Origin of the sequence: Anaerobacillus sp. 1_MG-2023 (genome assembly GCF_030547345.1) — a bacterium.
Taxonomy (GTDB): Bacteria; Bacillota; Bacilli; order Bacillales; family Guptibacillaceae; genus Guptibacillus; species Guptibacillus hwajinpoensis_B.
Window position 1 is genome coordinate 220,597 of record NZ_JAUORD010000006.1, and the last position, 15,597, is coordinate 236,193.

14 protein-coding genes, 16 tRNA genes and 1 rRNA gene are annotated in these 15,597 nt (G+C 41.0%); 2 read left to right on the forward strand and 29 right to left on the reverse strand.

The window, feature by feature from the left end:
* Positions 1-9: 9 nt before the first annotated feature.
* The 11 genes from yhbH to Q4550_RS12850 form a co-directional block, all read right to left on the reverse strand.
* On the reverse strand, positions 10-1,176 hold the full coding sequence (gene yhbH, locus Q4550_RS12800) for a sporulation protein YhbH (RefSeq protein WP_194220048.1): 1,167 nt from the start codon (positions 1,174-1,176) through the stop codon (positions 10-12).
* Between the two features lie 284 nt (positions 1,177-1,460).
* Positions 1,461-1,628, reverse strand: coding sequence for a hypothetical protein (locus Q4550_RS12805; RefSeq protein WP_283153062.1), 168 nt, complete (start codon positions 1,626-1,628; stop codon positions 1,461-1,463).
* Between the two features lie 59 nt (positions 1,629-1,687).
* Positions 1,688-2,245, reverse strand: coding sequence for a signal peptidase I (lepB, locus tag Q4550_RS12810; RefSeq protein WP_194220050.1), 558 nt, complete (start codon positions 2,243-2,245; stop codon positions 1,688-1,690).
* Between the two features lie 244 nt (positions 2,246-2,489).
* Positions 2,490-4,385, reverse strand: coding sequence for a PrkA family serine protein kinase (locus Q4550_RS12815; protein WP_226616162.1), 1,896 nt, complete (start codon positions 4,383-4,385; stop codon positions 2,490-2,492).
* Between the two features lie 165 nt (positions 4,386-4,550).
* Positions 4,551-4,856, reverse strand: coding sequence for an antibiotic biosynthesis monooxygenase family protein (locus Q4550_RS12820; RefSeq protein ID WP_194220052.1), 306 nt, complete (start codon positions 4,854-4,856; stop codon positions 4,551-4,553).
* A 627-nt stretch (positions 4,857-5,483) separates the two neighbouring features.
* Positions 5,484-5,957 (reverse strand): tRNA (uridine(34)/cytosine(34)/5-carboxymethylaminomethyluridine(34)-2'-O)-methyltransferase TrmL, encoded by a 474-nt coding sequence (gene trmL / locus Q4550_RS12825; protein WP_194220053.1) that lies wholly within the window; start codon positions 5,955-5,957, stop codon positions 5,484-5,486.
* Between the two features lie 65 nt (positions 5,958-6,022).
* Complete coding sequence (locus Q4550_RS12830) at positions 6,023-6,910, reverse strand: amidase domain-containing protein (RefSeq protein ID WP_194220054.1); 888 nt, start codon at positions 6,908-6,910, stop codon at positions 6,023-6,025.
* A 55-nt stretch (positions 6,911-6,965) separates the two neighbouring features.
* On the reverse strand, positions 6,966-7,595 hold the full coding sequence (locus tag Q4550_RS12835; protein ID WP_242057318.1) for a YczE/YyaS/YitT family protein: 630 nt from the start codon (positions 7,593-7,595) through the stop codon (positions 6,966-6,968).
* Between the two features lie 204 nt (positions 7,596-7,799).
* The gene (locus tag Q4550_RS12840) at positions 7,800-8,336 is read right to left on the reverse strand and encodes a methylated-DNA--[protein]-cysteine S-methyltransferase (RefSeq protein ID WP_194220055.1); all 537 of its coding nucleotides are present in this window, start codon (positions 8,334-8,336) and stop codon (positions 7,800-7,802) included.
* A gap of 66 nt (positions 8,337-8,402) precedes the next feature.
* A complete protein-coding gene (gene queG, locus Q4550_RS12845) occupies positions 8,403-9,542 on the reverse strand; it encodes a tRNA epoxyqueuosine(34) reductase QueG (protein ID WP_283153064.1) in 1,140 nt (379 codons plus the stop codon).
* A gap of 30 nt (positions 9,543-9,572) precedes the next feature.
* A complete protein-coding gene (locus Q4550_RS12850) occupies positions 9,573-11,267 on the reverse strand; it encodes an ABC-ATPase domain-containing protein (RefSeq protein ID WP_303533227.1) in 1,695 nt (564 codons plus the stop codon).
* 83 nt (positions 11,268-11,350) lie between these two features.
* Between Q4550_RS12850 and Q4550_RS12855 the strand changes: the two genes are divergently transcribed.
* Entirely contained in the window at positions 11,351-12,019 is a 669-nt protein-coding gene (locus Q4550_RS12855) for a B3/B4 domain-containing protein (RefSeq protein WP_303533229.1), read from the forward strand.
* 271 nt (positions 12,020-12,290) lie between these two features.
* The gene (gene yvfG, locus Q4550_RS12860) at positions 12,291-12,512 is read left to right on the forward strand and encodes a protein YvfG (RefSeq protein ID WP_303533230.1); all 222 of its coding nucleotides are present in this window, start codon (positions 12,291-12,293) and stop codon (positions 12,510-12,512) included.
* A 39-nt stretch (positions 12,513-12,551) separates the two neighbouring features.
* Here the strand turns inward: yvfG and Q4550_RS12865 are convergent, their stop codons facing one another.
* The 18 genes from Q4550_RS12865 to rrf all read right to left on the reverse strand — a co-directional run bounded on the left by Q4550_RS12865 (position 12,552) and on the right by rrf (position 15,272).
* Positions 12,552-13,253, reverse strand: a complete 702-nt coding sequence (locus tag Q4550_RS12865) for a DsbA family oxidoreductase (RefSeq protein WP_303533232.1) — start codon at positions 13,251-13,253, stop codon at positions 12,552-12,554.
* 159 nt (positions 13,254-13,412) lie between these two features.
* Positions 13,413-13,497, reverse strand: a tRNA-Leu gene (locus tag Q4550_RS12870).
* A 34-nt stretch (positions 13,498-13,531) separates the two neighbouring features.
* Positions 13,532-13,621, reverse strand: a tRNA-Leu gene (locus Q4550_RS12875).
* A gap of 27 nt (positions 13,622-13,648) precedes the next feature.
* Positions 13,649-13,723 (reverse strand) — tRNA-Cys (locus Q4550_RS12880).
* 9 nt (positions 13,724-13,732) lie between these two features.
* Positions 13,733-13,807, reverse strand: a tRNA-Gly gene (locus Q4550_RS12885).
* 9 nt (positions 13,808-13,816) lie between these two features.
* Positions 13,817-13,891, reverse strand: a tRNA-Gln gene (locus Q4550_RS12890).
* A gap of 4 nt (positions 13,892-13,895) precedes the next feature.
* Positions 13,896-13,971 (reverse strand) — tRNA-His (locus Q4550_RS12895).
* A 16-nt stretch (positions 13,972-13,987) separates the two neighbouring features.
* Positions 13,988-14,061: transfer RNA gene (locus tag Q4550_RS12900), tRNA-Trp, on the reverse strand.
* Between the two features lie 7 nt (positions 14,062-14,068).
* Positions 14,069-14,153: transfer RNA gene (locus tag Q4550_RS12905), tRNA-Tyr, on the reverse strand.
* A gap of 70 nt (positions 14,154-14,223) precedes the next feature.
* Positions 14,224-14,299, reverse strand: a tRNA-Thr gene (locus tag Q4550_RS12910).
* A gap of 4 nt (positions 14,300-14,303) precedes the next feature.
* Positions 14,304-14,379 (reverse strand) — tRNA-Phe (locus Q4550_RS12915).
* Positions 14,380-14,463: 84 nt separating this feature from the next.
* Positions 14,464-14,540: transfer RNA gene (locus tag Q4550_RS12920), tRNA-Met, on the reverse strand.
* 158 nt (positions 14,541-14,698) lie between these two features.
* Positions 14,699-14,774, reverse strand: a tRNA-Asp gene (locus Q4550_RS12925).
* An 8-nt stretch (positions 14,775-14,782) separates the two neighbouring features.
* A tRNA-Val gene (locus tag Q4550_RS12930) sits at positions 14,783-14,858 on the reverse strand.
* A 22-nt stretch (positions 14,859-14,880) separates the two neighbouring features.
* A tRNA-Glu gene (locus Q4550_RS12935) sits at positions 14,881-14,955 on the reverse strand.
* Between the two features lie 23 nt (positions 14,956-14,978).
* Positions 14,979-15,070 (reverse strand) — tRNA-Ser (locus tag Q4550_RS12940).
* A 1-nt stretch (position 15,071) separates the two neighbouring features.
* Positions 15,072-15,146 (reverse strand) — tRNA-Asn (locus Q4550_RS12945).
* Positions 15,147-15,155: 9 nt separating this feature from the next.
* Positions 15,156-15,272 (reverse strand): 5S ribosomal RNA (rrf, locus tag Q4550_RS12950).
* Between the last annotated feature and the right edge of the window lie 325 nt (positions 15,273-15,597).

Sequence of the window (15,597 nt, forward strand, 5' to 3'; positions counted from 1 at the left end):
TCGGGAAGCTTATGAATGAATTTCTTCTTTTCGGAAGAAGCTTTTCATTGCGTGATAGACGTCTTTCTTTTCTTTAAGAATATAATGCCTAAATTTAGGATCATGTATATTTTTGTAGGCACTCATCAGGGTGGAGTGGCGATTATAAGCATTAACCTCTCCATACCCAAACATGTTCGAGACCTTCATAATTTGATTAACCAGTTTCACACATCTTGTATTGTCTGACGTCAAGTTATCGCCATCTGAGAAATGGAATGGGTAAATGTTGTAACGTGCTGGAGAATACTTCTCATCAATGAGTTCAAGCGCTTTGCGATAAGCTGATGAGCAAATTGTTCCGCCGCTTTCTCCTTTTGAAAAAAAATCGTCTTCAGTGACGACTTTTGCTTCTGTATGATGAGCAATAAACTCAATCTCCACTGTTTCATATTTCGATCGTAAGAAACGTGACATCCAGAAGAAAAAGCTTCTTGCCATATATTTCTCCCATTTTCCCATCGAACCACTTGTATCCATCATGGCTAAAACGACAGCTTTAGATTCGCGCTTAATTTCTTCATTCCATGTTTTGAAGCGTAGATCATCTTGATAAATCGGTGCAATTGATGGTGTTCCACTAATCGCATTTCTCTTATACGCTGATAGAATTGTTCTTTTCTTATCAATATTACCCATAAGTCCAGTTTTTCGAATATCATTAAATTCTACTTTCTTTTTCACTACGTCGGCTGTTTCTTTTTCACGTAAATTCGGCAGTTCCAGTTCTTTAAATAAAATATCCTGCAGTTCTACCAGCGAAACTTCTGCTTCATAATAATCTTCTCCTGGCTGATCTCCAGCCCCTTCACCTTTACCGGCCCCAGGCTGTTTTTCCCCAGAACCATCTCTTGCCACAACGTCTCCCACCTGGCTATCGCCTTCACCTTGCCCAACATGCTTAGACTTATCATAGTTATAACGAATTTTATACTCATCAAGTGAACGTATTGGTATTTTAATGACATCTCGACCGTTAGATAAAATAATGTTCTCTTCACTGATGAGATCCGGGAGATTGTTTTGGATAGCATCTTGAACTTTTTCGGCATGGCGTTGTTGATCCTGATAGCCTTTTCGGTGGAGGGACCAATTCTCCTGAGAGACGACGAAATTGTTGGAGTCCTTGTCTTTCATGCCTTATTTCCCTCCTAAAAAAATTAAATTTCTATCGAAAATTTATTCAATGATCGATGATCGCTCATGATGTTAGTTCAGAAACTTAACCCTAATGTGGACATCCTTCGGCTGCGTTGAATAGTATACTTTATCCTATGCAAATACAAGCGATAATTGACAATTAATTCTGACAAATACAGCTTTTATTGCTTCAACTACTCGAATTGGACTACTTTCATCCGTTTATACTTATGTTTTATCCTTATCAGTCTATATTCAAAAAAAAACTCCCTTATTGGGAGTTACTCTGTTTCGTTTTCTTTTTTGTGTTGAATCGGATCTGGACGTTTACCCTTTTTCTTAATCTCATCATTTGTGTCTAGCTCTTCCATCTCTTTACCGAGTTGGGCCATCTCTTTTTCATTCATCGCCATTGAACTGTTCTCAGGTTTTTCTTTATGATCCGCCATTTTGAATCACCTCAATAGTAATAGTACCCCGATTCTCTTCCTTAATAACCATATTTAGTTTATTTTTGGAATGTGAAATCAATTTTCTCAAGTGGCCAGTAGCGTAGATTTACTTCCCCTACTACTTGATTCATTGGTACGAAACCAATATGCCTGCTATCATAGCTATGTCTTCGGTTATCCCCCATGAGAAATAAATATCCCTCGGGCACCTCTGATTTTCCAGTTTTATCTTCAAGATGGAAATTCTCAGTGAGGTTCCCGTTAAAAATATCTTTCTTATAACGCTCAAGATAAGGTTCTTTTATTTTCTCACCATTCACATATAAAACATCATTTTTATATTCGATTGTATCTCCTGGAAGTCCAATGACTCTCTTAATATAGTCTTCTTCTTCATTCGCATGAAATACTACAAGATCAAATCGATCAGGCTCTGAGACTTCATAACCAATTTTATTAATAATTAAACGATTCCCATCTTGGATCGTTGGCATCATTGATTCACCATGAACGACATAGTTCGTTATGAGAAATTCACGAATAACAATCGCCAGGACTACAGCTATTGAAAAAGCCTTGATCCACTCCCAAAGCGGATTGCGTTCCTTCTTCATCTCAAACCTCTTTTCAATACGTCTTTACGTCTAATCTATCACTCATAATAAGCTGGCACAAGCGCACACGTATATGACAGCGATTACATTGCATATTCTCACCATTCACTTCCATCGTTATAGTGGCTTTCTATTCCATGAACGAAGAAAATTTCTTATTTTAAGTATATTCACCCATTTCATAAACAGCGCTCCTTATAGCAGCATAAAAAGAAGCATACCTAAAGAGGCATGCTTCTTCTAATTATCGATTTAGGAGACTACCTACATAACGTAGAAGTTCATTGGCTGAAATTGAATTATATCCATGTTCATCGATGAGACGTGCGATAACCTCATTGATTTTCTTGAGTTGATTTTCATTTGGTGTTTTAGAAGATGTCGTTATTTTGACTACATCTTTTAAATCAGCAAACAATTTTTTCTGAATCGCTTCTCTTAAACGTTCATGGGAATTATAATCGAACTTCTTACCCTTTCTAGCATAAGCAGAGATACGAATAAGAATTTCTTCTCTAAATGCTTTCTTCGCATTTTCTGAAATGCCAATCTGTTCTTCAATTGAACGCATAAGCTTATCATCCGGACTCATTTCCTCTCCAGTAAGAGGGTCGCGGAGCTTATTTTTATTACAATACGCTTCAACATTATCAAGATAATTATCCATTAGTGTCTTTGCACTCTCTTCATAAGAGTAAACAAATGCTTTTTGTACTTCTTTCTTTGCAATTTCATCATACTCTTTGCGCGCAATGGAGATGAAATTCATATACCGCTCTTTATCTTCTTTTGAGATAGAAGCATGTTGATCAAGTCCATCTTTCAATGAACGAAGAACATCCAGGGCATTAATTGACGGTACTTCTTTTCTTATAATCGTAGAGGAAATTCGGTTAATAACATAACGCGGATCAATCCCGCTCATTCCCTCATCCGAATGCTCTTTATGAAGTTCATCCACATCTACCTGATTAAAGCCTTCTACAATTTCTCCATCGTAGAGTCGCATTTTCTTAACAAGGTCCACTCCCTGACGATTCGTATCTTTTAACCTCGTCAAGATAGAGAAAATAGCAGCTACTCTAAGAGCATGTGGGGCGATGTGCACATCAGCTACATCACTTTCACGAATCATCTTCTCATAAATACGCTCTTCCTGACTCACCTTTAAGTTATATGGAACCGGCATAACGATAATACGAGAGTGTAACGCCTCATTCTTTTTATTTGATATAAAAGAGCGATACTCTGCTTCGTTCGTATGCGCTACAACAAGTTCATCAGCAGAAATTAGCGCAAAACGCCCAGCTTTAAAGTTTCCTTCTTGAGTCAGTGAAAGCAAGTGCCACAAAAACTTCTCATCACATTTCAGCATCTCCTGGAATTCCATCATTCCACGATTGGCTTTATTTAATTCTCCGTCGAATCGATAAGCTCTAGGATCAGACTCTGATCCAAATTCCGCTATCGTTGAGAAATCAATACTTCCGGTTAAGTCTGCAATATCTTGAGACTTAGGATCTGAAGGACTAAATGTACCAATACCTGTCCTCTTATCCTCGTTAAAGAATATGCGCTCTACCATCACATCTTCAATACGACCACCATACTCTTGCTCAAGGCGCATTACGTTTAGTGGGGAAAGACTTCCTTCAATTCGGATCCCGTATTCATCGTGGAATTCATCTCTCAAATGATGTGGTATAAGGTGCAGTGGATCCTCGTGCATAGGACAGCCTTTAATCGCATAAACAGCCCCAGAATCTTCATGAGAATATTTCTCCAGTCCTCTTTTCAGCACCGTAACAAGAGTTGATTTACCACCACTTACTGGTCCCATCAATAAGAGAATACGTTTTCTGACATCTAACCTTTTGGCAGCAGGGTGAAAGTATTCTTCTACCAGACGTTCGATTGCTTCCTCAAGTCCATAAAGCTCTTCAGAGAAGAAAGAATAACTTCTTTTCCCATCAACCTCATCAATCCCTGCATCTCTTATCATATTATAAACACGTGAATGAGCTGACTGCGCTACTTCAGGTCGTTCCCGGATAATGTCTAAATACTCGCTGAAGGTTCCTTCCCACTTCAGCCGCCTCTCTTCTTCTCGATGCTGCTGGATTTTACGTAAGATATCCATTAAGAGCCCCCTCCAAGTTTGGTTCATCGGATTTAATACATGTTATGCGGGGATGTCCAATAACATTCGGCTTTCTTTCCAATGATTCAATCGAGCCTTTATAGGGTTTCTGCTCAGTTATGAAAAAAGTCCAAAATAAAAGAACCGGTTGCCCGGCTCTCATCTTTACGTATGATAAACTACTGTAAATTCGCTTAGTTCATTTCCTGTTGCTGGAGATTTTTCTTTCGATTCGCGCTTTTCTTTATGAGCGTTCTTAAATGAATCGGAGTGCACCCAATTCTGATAAGCCTCTTCACTTTCCCATTTCGTAAATACAATAAGCTTTCCGTTTTCAGCCGACTGTTCAAGAAATAGAAACTCCAAGCAACCATCAACATTCTTCATACTATCAGCACTTTTCCCAAAACGTTGCTTCATCATGTCTTTTGCTTCATCAGGGACCTTCAATTCATTCATCACAACATACATAAAATAAATCCTCCTTTAGGTTTCTCTCTCTATCCTATCGAATAACGACGTTTTTTTCCAATTCAAACAACTCCTCACTGCAAGAATTCCCCTCAAAATATTCACACCTTCCCGCACATGGTTTATAATGAGAGTTAGATTTGGACACAATTTTACCTGAGGAGGATGAGACCATGAGTTTCCTGGGTATTTTAGTAGTAATCCTAGCTTTCCTAGCAGCCATCTTTACAGCTGGCTACAACGACCGACCAAGCAAAACCAAAAAAGGTAGTAGGTAACATGAAAAGCGAAAGTGGGCGGTTAGACACGGCAGGCACTGGAGCCTTTTCATTTGAACACGTTTTTTGTGTTCAGTTGAAAAGGTGAAGTGACCGAGTGTCTGCCCACTGCAGCTAGACATGAAAAGCGAAGACGAGCGTTTAGAAACGGATATATTGGAACTCTTGAACTAGAACACGCCTTTTGTGTTCTGGTGAAAGAGTGAAATATCGCAGTTTCTGCGAGTCGCAGCTGGACATGAAAAGCGAAGACGAGCGTTCAAAAACAAAGTTTTTGAACGTTGAAATACGCTTAAACTTCTATCAAAAAAAGAACGACTTTCAGCTCTTTGCTGAAAGTCGTTCTTTTTTATTTCATTCCTGGATAACTTTGCTGTCTTAGTGCTTCATATACCATAATAGCAGCAGTATTTGAAAGGTTAAGAGCACGAACATGATCTGTCATCGGTAGACGAAGACAACGCTCTTTGTTATTTTCAATCAACTCGTCTGGTAAACCATTCGTTTCTCTTCCAAAAACAAAATACGTATTCTCATTCACATCTGAGTAATCAAAGTCAGTATGTGTATTCGTACCGTATTTCGTAATATAATAATATTCTCCACCTTGGTTCTTTTCAAAGAACTCCTCTAGAGAATCATAATAATGTACATCAGCATATTGCCAGTAATCCAAGCCCGCACGTTTCAACATTTTATCGTCTGTCGAAAACCCTAGTGGGCGAATTAGATGTAGACTTGTATTTGTTGCTGCACATGTTCTAGCTATATTCCCTGTGTTCGCTGGTATTTCAGGCTGAAACAGTACAATATTTAAAGACATATTCATTCACCTCCACTTCAAAACAATACTATTATAGCATGTTTTAGATTAGGAGATGGCATTCTCTAATCCTCAATATGAAAAAACTTATACTTGATTTCAGGCGTCCATGCCGTAGAATCTTCATAGGCCCAATAGCGCATCCTGCTATTTGTTGTATGAGCATTGACAAGAGGATATCCCTTCTCATCATTATCTACGACAAAAGTAGTATGTTGCCAGTGGCCATCTCCATCAAAGTCATAACAAATAATATCTCCAGGAATGAGATCATCCGGATTCGCTACTTCACGAGCTCGAAGACCATTCTTCGAGCTACTTAAATGCCACCTAAGCGCATGAGCTACAGTCCATGAATAGCTCCAGTTATTTCCTTTCATCCACCATCCCTTAGTGCGATCTGGGTAACCACGCATAGGGGCTTTCCCTGCATGAAGACACTGAGAAATATAATTTGTACAATCTACATCAAACGACTGATAAGAAGGATTCGCATCATCCCACCATCTCTCAGCATATTTCAGAGCTGATAACCGATCATAATAGGAGCCTTTTAGACGAGCATCACCGCTGCCTTTACCTTCTGCTACTTGAAGTGTTCCTCCCTCTATCTCAGCTGATCGATCAAGAATAAGTTCACCCTCCACCATTTTTGCCAATCTCTTTTCAAGTCGTTCTTCCTGATATAGTTTTTCTCCCTGTTTAATAAGAAACTGCTGATGAAGAAGATATTCATAAAGTTGGCTCGTCGAGACTGTTTTTTTTCCCAGGAGGATCCCTTTATTTTTTATACGAATAACAGAAGCTCCCCTATTTTGGCTCTGTATACGATAACGGTTGACTGCTTCTTCTTCCTCTGAAGGCCTAGTTCCTATTCTTGAATGATCCGTTCCATTTAGTAAGCAAGTTGCTTGTTCTTTCCAGAAAGATTTCAACTGGTCTCCCCACACCATATGCGTCCCCCCTCATCGCACTTTATGACAGGGAAATCAAACACATGACTTGGAATCAGGAATGGTTTACAGCTGGCTCTGCTGAAGGGTGTGTTATTTTCTTGAGTAATTTATCAAACCAACCAACAAGAATACCAAGCAGAAGCACTTCTACAAAGGTACCGGCACCAATCGGCCCGCCTAACAAGAATGCCAGAACAAACGCAAGAGCTTCTGTTAATGTCTTAGTAATACCAATACTCCATCCCGTTCTTTCTGTTAAGGCAAGCATGAGTTCATCGTTTGGAATAGATGCAAGAGATGCAAATAAGTACACTGCAATTCCAAGACCCATGATAACTAATCCAACAAGAAATAAGGTCCACCTGGTAACGATTCCATCTACATCAATGAAAGTGAGAATTTGTAAATTCAAGAGGTCAACAAACAATCCTAGAAGAATAATTGGAATAAAACCAGCTAAGTTTGGTTTCCTCATCATAATAAGACTATTGATAAAAATTAAAATACCACCAACAATAAACACCCATGTTCCCACGGTAAACCCTAGTTGGTCAGAAAGCGCAACGTAGAGAGCATCCCATGGGGCAATTCCAACATCGGCATTAATTAATAAGACAACCCCAAAGGCTAGTGTAAATAATCCCGCTACGTAGATCAGACTTTTGGATAAAAAGCTGTTCATAATGTTCACTCCTCATATGAGGGCTTAAAACTAAAAGCTGTATCAAGTTGCTCTCATTCTTCGCCCTAGATATTTTAGTATCTCTTTTTTAAAATGCATTTGCTATTTTACAAGAAACGAAGCTCTTTTTATAACTTTATGCCTAAGACAAAAAAACAAAAAAGCCAGTTCGCTATCAAGATAGCGAACTGGCACTATATATCGTTACGGTAGAACGGCATGCATAGAATGCTGCTGTTCAAGTGATAATAAATATTCTTTTTTATCTACGCCGCCACCATAGCCAACTAAAGCACCATTACTTCCTATAACTCTGTGACACGGTACAATGATTGGAATTGGGTTTCGGTTGTTAGCTGAACCTATGGCTCTAACAGCCTTTGGTGCCGAAATACCAACAGCTACATCTCGATAAGACCGGGTTTCACCATATGGAATTTCCGAAAGGTTGTTCCATACTTTCTGTTGAAAAATCGTTCCTACCTTATCAAGCTTTAGATCAAAGAACCTTCTTTTTCCACTGAAGTATTCTTCCAATTGCATGACGATGGGTTCGATTATATCAGAATTGAAAACAAGGTCCGCTTTGACATGATGTTTTTTATACCATGTTTCAGCAATAGGCAGTACATCTTCAGCGCAACCAAAATCGAGCCTACTAACTCCATTAGGACTAGCAAACAATGTTATTGCACCTATAGGCGATAGAAACTCCCCATAATGAATCACTTGTTTCTCCATTCTATCCCTTCTTTATTATACATTTTTCACTATCTTACAACGCATCTAATCGTTTGACCATCAGCATTAAGTCTTATTTTTAAGCATTGACAAGCCTTTAGCGATCTCATCTGCCACATCCTTGTCATTTTCTCTCAATTGCTCCTTTGTAAGGGCATTAAAGGCCTTCTCGCCACCTATTTTCCCAAGCGCCCAGGCCGAAGTGCCGCGGATCACCGGACGAGGATCTTTTTTCATCACTTCGACCAGTGTATCAATAGCTGTTTCATCTTTATAATGAGCAAGAGCAAGAATAGCATTTCGTTGAATAGGCTTCTTTCCTCTCCACGAACCAGCCGCTTGACCAAACTGAGTCTTAAATTCACGATTGGACATTGTTAGAAGTGGTATGAGCTTTGGTTTTACCATCTCTGGATCTGGTTCGAGTTCAGGATGATGATGAAAATCTTTTCCTTTGTTTTTGGGGCAAACGAGCTGGCAGGTGTCGCACCCATATAATCGGTTTCCTAATTTAGTACGGTATTCATCAGGTAAAAAACCTTTTGTTTGCGTAAGAAAAGCGATGCATTTATTCGCGTTTAGCTGCCCCCCTTCAATTAAGGCACCAGTCGGACATGCGTCTACACAAATATTACAGTCACCACACCCTTCTTCAACAGGCTCATCAGGTTCCAAATTTAGATCGGTAATCATTTCACCAAGATAAACCCATGAACCAAATTCTTCTGTTATGGTCATTGTGTTTTTACCGCTAAAACCAATGCCGGCTCTTTCAGCTACAGCTCGATCAGAAAGTTCGCCAGTATCGACCATCGAGCTCGTTCTAGCCTCTGGAACCTTCGATTTAATATATGCATCTAAAAGGGAGAGTTTCTCTCTAAGGAGGTGATGATAATCAATTCCCCATGAAGCACGACAGAAAAGTCCTCTCCTTTCGCCCTTCTTACTCCTAGGGCTATCCTTCATTCGCGAAGGATACGCAATGGCAATTGATATAATCGTTGTTGCACCGCTTAGCAATAGCTCAGGTTCTGTTCTCTTTTCTATATCAGATTCCTCGAAGCCTGACTGATAACCAAGCTCCTGCTGACGCTCTAAGCGTTGCTTAAGGGTTTTAAAAGGATCTGCCGCCGCGAAGCCTATCTTATCAATCCCAATAGTTTTACTGTATGCCACAATATCAGCTTTTAATTGTGCGTTTGTCACTAGTTTCCCCCCTTCCTCTTTGGGAGTGTTTTATTTAATTCTTAGCGTTCGAATTCGATTTAAAATGGCCGCCATTTCTGTTCTTCTAATTCGAGCAATATCTCCTGGATGCTGATTCTTATATAGAGAAAAAGAACCAAGTCCCTCTGCGTTTATTTTCTGATCAATGAAATCAAGAAGTTCTGGAATCGACTTTTCTCCTAACTTATGATTTCTTTCCAGAAAATGAAGGACGTCAGCAGCAAAACGCGTTTGACTGGGATCTACAAGCTGTTCTATTTGAAGAAGTGAAACATCTGTATTCCCAAATTGAATATGATGCAATCCGCGAGCTGTCACTTTCGATTTCTTTCCCTTTTTACTGTTTAAGCTACTCTGCTCAGGTACTCTCTTTCTTGCCTCTCCAAATCTTTCTCCACCTTCATGTCTGCGTTCCGATTCTTTTACGATTGATCGAGCTTGATCCGTTACGTCGTATGGAAGGTAGTTCTCCATTAAAATCACCTGATCAGCTACATCAAAGTAGTCTCCAGATCCGCCCATGACAAGTACGGTTGATATATGATGTTCTGTACGTAGTTGCTTCACACGATCAATGAACGGTGTAATGGGTTCTTTCTCTTTCGCAACTAACTGCTGCATTCGATAGTCTCGAATCATAAAATTAGTCGCGCTTGTATCTTCATCAATTAATAACGTATCTGAACCCGCTTCGATCGCCTCAATGATATTGGCCGCCTGGGACGTACTTCCACTGGCATTCTCAGATGTGAAAGAACGCGTATCTTTTCCATATGGGAGATTGTTTATAAATGGCGAGATGTCTACTCCAGTTACCTTCCGACCATCTTCAGAGCGAATTTTCATTGCCTGGTGGTTTGTAATAACATACTCTCTACCATCCCCTAAAATATGATCATATACGCCATGCTCCATTGCATGCAAGAGGGTACTCTTTCCATGATAACCACCGCCAACAATTAATGTAATACCTTCCTTAACAGCCATTCCTTGTAATGGCTCAGTACGGTGTGGGATTGTTAAAGACACTTCCATGCTTTTAGGTGATTTGAATTGTACTGCGTCATTTTTCATAGGACGATCGCTTATCCCGCTCTCACGTGGTAATATCGATCCATTCGCTACAAATCCGACATATCCGTTTTGAGTAAGCTGTTCACGAATAGCCTCTTGTTGGTCCGCTAAATGCAATGCCTCTAAGATTATTTGTTTGTTTAATGCAAAGACAGAATTCTTCACAATGTCTGGCAGCTGATGCAGAAGCAAGTTTATAGCCTGTCTGCCAAGGACTTTTCTGCCTTGTGCAGGTAATCCTATTGATAGACAAATCGTAATAGATTCCTCTGTCACGCTCACTGCTGCCCTCTCAATAACCTTTTGACCAGGTCTATCGATTGAGACCAATCCACTTTTTCCAGTGCCTTTCGCATGCCTCTCAGTCCTTCTAATGGCATCCCCTACTTTTCTAGCAATCATATCTTCTGTTCGAACTCTTCTTACAGCCGAATCGAACCACTCAGGCTCTACGATCGTTTTCTTGCGTGGGACGATGATTCTTATCCGAGAAGGACTAGCAAAAGGGTCTCCCTGGACATAGTCGATGTAAAGGGTGTAATCCACAAAATCATAGTGCCCACTAATGTCTTTATATGCTTTATATCCTTTTCCATCAATACGCTCTAACTGTTTTCTAAGTTTATTCATAAATGAGGCAAGCCTCCTTATAAGCTTCAAATTTAGGTATATGATAAAATGAACGAAAAATTAGATGTTAGGAGAAAAGTTTGATGCCCAATATAACTCTCGCTCCAATGATTAAAAAGACATATCCTGATTTTAAAATTGGTTATGCTATTTACCATAATATCGTTGTTGAAAAGTCGCCGCAAATGGTGCGCGGTCGCTTTCAGTTCTATCAGGAAACAATAATGATGGATCTTGAACAGACAGACCTGCTCACATTCCCTGCTATCTCAGAGTGGCGTTCCATTTTCAAAAAGTTCGGGACTGATCCCGCCAAATACCGACCGTCCTCAGAAGCCCTATTACGCCGGTTAAAAAAAGGGTCTTCGCTACCTCTCGTTCACTCTGCTGCAGACATCAACAATCTTCTGTCGCTTCAATACAAAATTCCAATTGGGATCTATGATCTTGATCAAGTTGAAGGAGATATTACAATCGACATTGGAAGTGAGACGACTGCATATGAGGGCTTAAATGGACGTGAGGTAAGCTTCAACAACAAAATCCTCTCACTTGATCACAAGGGAGCTTTCGGAAGTCCTATCGTTGATTCTAAGCGAACAGCAGTAACAGAAGAAACCAAGCATGCCATTCAACTTTTCTATCTTCAACCTTCGCTCTCCGTTTCAGAAGGGGAAAAGCTTGTAACTGCCTCAGCAGAAATGTTTAATCAAATACATGGAGGAGACTTCTTAAGCGGGGTTTCAAGTTAAAGAAAGCAGACATAAAAAAACGCAACGCTTCGTTAATTTTAACGAAACACTGCGTTGGGTAAATGGTGAAAATTCGAGGAATTTCTACAATCCTCGCTGATGTAGATAGAATACCACAGAACATATGAAAGAAACAACACATTTCTCATATTTTCTTTACAAACATTCCTCATCACGGCTGATCTAATAGAACATCACTCCTCATGATCCGTTTGACGTTCTGATGACGATCACCCTATAATCAGAATGATAGACAGAAAGGAGAAATCATATGGAACCATTCTCAACACCATTTTTCGAAGAAAATTTTCGCCAATACATACAAAAGAATTGTGATGTATTTTCAAAATTAGAAGCAATGAATAGCTATTATCGTTCAGTTGTTTCGTCAATGATCTATGACAACCTTAACAAAAACTCAGAAATAGTTCGTCGCATTCGCAACCTTGATTCAGCTTACAAAACGATTAAACAAGAAAGTACAGATGCATAAGAAAAAGCTCTCTTTTAAATAAGAGAGCTTTCTTGCGTTTTATTTAGGAAAATCACAAGAGTCAGCAGAACACGCTTCTGTATTTTCACCGACTACTTCAAGCTTACTTCCTTCTCCCCAGGCCTTCTCAATGGCCTGTTCAAACATTTCTACAGGCTGAGCACCTGACACGGCATATTTACCGTCAAATACAAAGAATGGTACGCCCTGAATGCCAAGCTGACTTCCCATTGCTTCATCGTTGCGAACTTCTTTCGTAAATTCTTCAGTCCCTAGCATACGTTTTATATCCGAACCGTCTAGCCCAAGTTCTTCACCAAGTGATGCAAGCGTTTCATGATCACCAATATTTTTGGATTCGGTAAAGAAGGCATAAAAGAGACGTTCTGACATTTCATTACTTTTACCATGCTTCGTCGCATAGTGAACAAGACGATGAGCATCAAATGAATTCGTTGGAATCATTTTATCGAAATCATACGTTAGGTTTTCTCCAGCAGCTTGCTGTCTCATATTCTCACACATACCCTGAGCTTGTTCTAGACTGACATTGTATTTCGCTGCTAGAAGCTCAGCCATGCTTTCTCCATTCGATTCTTTCGCATTAGGATCAAGTTCAAAGCTTTTAAAGACAACTTCTACTTGGTCACGCTTTGGAAAAGCCTGAAGCGCACTTTCAAGACGTCTTTTTCCTATATAACAAAATGGACAAACGAAATCGGACCATACTTCAATTCTCATCGAATCACTCTTTCAGTAAATTGTTTTATCTATCTTATACTTGTATTTTATCATCTCTATTTTTAAATGAGCAGGAATTTGCTCAGTGAGTCATTGAAAATTAAAACATATAAAAAAGACCTCAACGAGAACGTTGAAGTCTTGAAATAACGTATGTAATGGTACCGGTGGTCGGGTTCGAACCGACACTCCTCTCGGAACACGATTTTGAGTCGTGCGCGTCTGCCAATTCCGCCACACCGGCAAAATACCATATTCAATTCAGGCAGAAAAATAAGTGGTGCCGGAGGCCGGGCTCGAACCGGCACGGAGGTACACCCTCCGCAGGATTTTAAGTCCTGTGCGTCTGCCAATTCCGCCACTCCGGCAGGACTTTTAAGAAAAAATATTAAGATTGGAGGCGGCACCCGGATTTGAACCGGGGCGTAAGGGTTTTGCAGACCCGTGCCTTACCACTTGGCTATGCCGCCTTTTTAAAATGGAGCGGAAGACGGGATTCGAACCCGCGACCCCCACCTTGGCAAGGTGATGTTCTACCACTGAACTACTTCCGCAACAAAAAATGGCTGGGCTAGCTGGATTCGAACCAGCGCATGACGGAATCAAAATCCGTTGCCTTACCGCTTGGCTATAGCCCAAAAATGGGGCGGCTGATGGGAATTGAACCCACGAATGCCGGAATCACAATCCGGTGCGTTAACCACTTCGCCACAACCGCCATAAAAATTTGAAATTGGCAGGGGTAGTAGGACTCGAACCCACACCGGAGGTTTTGGAGACCTCTGTTCTACCTTTAAACTATACCCCTATCAAGATGGTGGAGGGGGACGGATTCGAACCGCCGAACCCTGAGGGAGCGGATTTACAGTCCGCCGCGTTTAGCCACTTCGCTACCCCTCCAAATTGACAATTACCATTGTAATACACATTTTATGAAAGTGCAATGGAATTTGATCTCATTTCGAGAAAATGGTGCCGGCCAGAGGACTTGAACCCCCAACCTACTGATTACAAGTCAGTTGCTCTACCAATTGAGCTAGACCGGCAACATGGTGGCTCCGGACGGAATCGAACCGCCGACACGTGGATTTTCAGTCCACTGCTCTACCGACTGAGCTACAGAGCCATGTTTAAAATATAATTGGTTGCCCTTAACAGGACTACATTTTAATTTTAGTAACGATGAATACTCAACGCAGATAAAATTAATTGGTTGCGGGGGCAGGATTTGAACCTGCGACCTTTGGGTTATGAGCCCAACGAGCTACCGAACTGCTCCACCCCGCGATAATGTGAATGTAATAATGCTACACCTGCTCATTACGCTGTGCACTGTTTCTTTCTCTACAAGGTTATGCTTCGAAGCGTATCCGTCGAAACAACACGTTGCTGTTTCAAGGAAGTATCGCTTGTTGCTCCACCCCGCGATAATATTAAAATATAAATGGCGGTCCCGACGAGAATCGAACTCGCGATCTCCTGCGTGACAGGCAGGCATGTTAACCGCTACACCACGGGACCTTAGAGAATGGTGGAGGATGACGGGCTCGAACCGCCGACCCTCTGCTTGTAAGGCAGATGCTCTCCCAGCTGAGCTAATCCTCCACAAAGTAGAAATGATATATAATGGTGACCCGTACGGGATTCGAACCCGTGTTACCGCCGTGAAAGGGCGGTGTCTTAACCGCTTGACCAACGGGCCCTTGCTGCTATTATGTATGCTAGTGGCGGAGAGCGAGGGATTCGAACCCTCGAGACGGCTTTGACCGTCTACACGATTTCCAATCGTGCTCCTTCGGCCACTCGGACAGCTCTCCATGGCTCCACAGGTAGGATTCGAACCTACGACCGATCGGTTAACAGCCGATAGCTCTACCACTGAGCTACTGTGGAATAATATCAGCCTGGCAACGTCCTACTCTTGCAGGGGGAGATCCCCCAACTACCATCGGCGCTGAAGAGCTTAACTTCCGTGTTCGGCATGGGAACGGGTGTGACCTCTTCGCCATCATTACCAGACTAAGGACTGGATTTCACTTTCGTGATTTACCAGCGACAAAATATATCATACTATATTTCATCATGTTTTTCAAGGAAAATTTTATTCCCTGAAAACTAGATAGCACTCGCAACGTTTTCCAATATGTCCAGCTACGTAAGCCAAATCCTCGATCGTTTCACCTTTTAATTCTGACGCATAAAGCGCGTCTGACTCAAAATCCTCCAACGCTTGTCGGATTTAAACGGCTTACTTCGCTTTTCGTTTAGGTTAAGCCCTCGATCGATTAGTATTCGTCAGCTCCACGTGTTGCCACGCTTCCACCCCGAACCTATCTACCTCATC

Excerpts from the sequence above, each read along its gene's own strand:
- yhbH (WP_194220048.1), bottom strand. The coding sequence starts at position 1,176 with ATGAAAGACAAGGACTCCAACAATTTCGTCGTCTCTCAGGAGAATTGG.
- Q4550_RS12805 (WP_283153062.1), bottom strand. The coding sequence starts at position 1,628 with ATGGCGGATCATAAAGAAAAACCTGAGAACAGTTCAATGGCGATGAAT.
- lepB (WP_194220050.1), bottom strand. The coding sequence starts at position 2,245 with ATGAAGAAGGAACGCAATCCGCTTTGGGAGTGGATCAAGGCTTTTTCA.
- Q4550_RS12815 (WP_226616162.1), bottom strand. The coding sequence starts at position 4,385 with ATGGATATCTTACGTAAAATCCAGCAGCATCGAGAAGAAGAGAGGCGG.
- Q4550_RS12820 (WP_194220052.1), bottom strand. The coding sequence starts at position 4,856 with ATGTATGTTGTGATGAATGAATTGAAGGTCCCTGATGAAGCAAAAGAC.
- trmL (WP_194220053.1), bottom strand. The coding sequence starts at position 5,957 with ATGTCTTTAAATATTGTACTGTTTCAGCCTGAAATACCAGCGAACACA.
- Q4550_RS12830 (WP_194220054.1), bottom strand. The coding sequence starts at position 6,910 with ATGGTGTGGGGAGACCAGTTGAAATCTTTCTGGAAAGAACAAGCAACT.
- Q4550_RS12835 (WP_242057318.1), bottom strand. The coding sequence starts at position 7,595 with ATGAACAGCTTTTTATCCAAAAGTCTGATCTACGTAGCGGGATTATTT.
- Q4550_RS12840 (WP_194220055.1), bottom strand. The coding sequence starts at position 8,336 with ATGGAGAAACAAGTGATTCATTATGGGGAGTTTCTATCGCCTATAGGT.
- Q4550_RS12850 (WP_303533227.1), bottom strand. The coding sequence starts at position 11,267 with ATGAATAAACTTAGAAAACAGTTAGAGCGTATTGATGGAAAAGGATAT.
- Q4550_RS12855 (WP_303533229.1), top strand. The coding sequence starts at position 11,351 with ATGCCCAATATAACTCTCGCTCCAATGATTAAAAAGACATATCCTGAT.
- yvfG (WP_303533230.1), top strand. The coding sequence starts at position 12,291 with ATGGAACCATTCTCAACACCATTTTTCGAAGAAAATTTTCGCCAATAC.
- Q4550_RS12865 (WP_303533232.1), bottom strand. The coding sequence starts at position 13,253 with ATGAGAATTGAAGTATGGTCCGATTTCGTTTGTCCATTTTGTTATATA.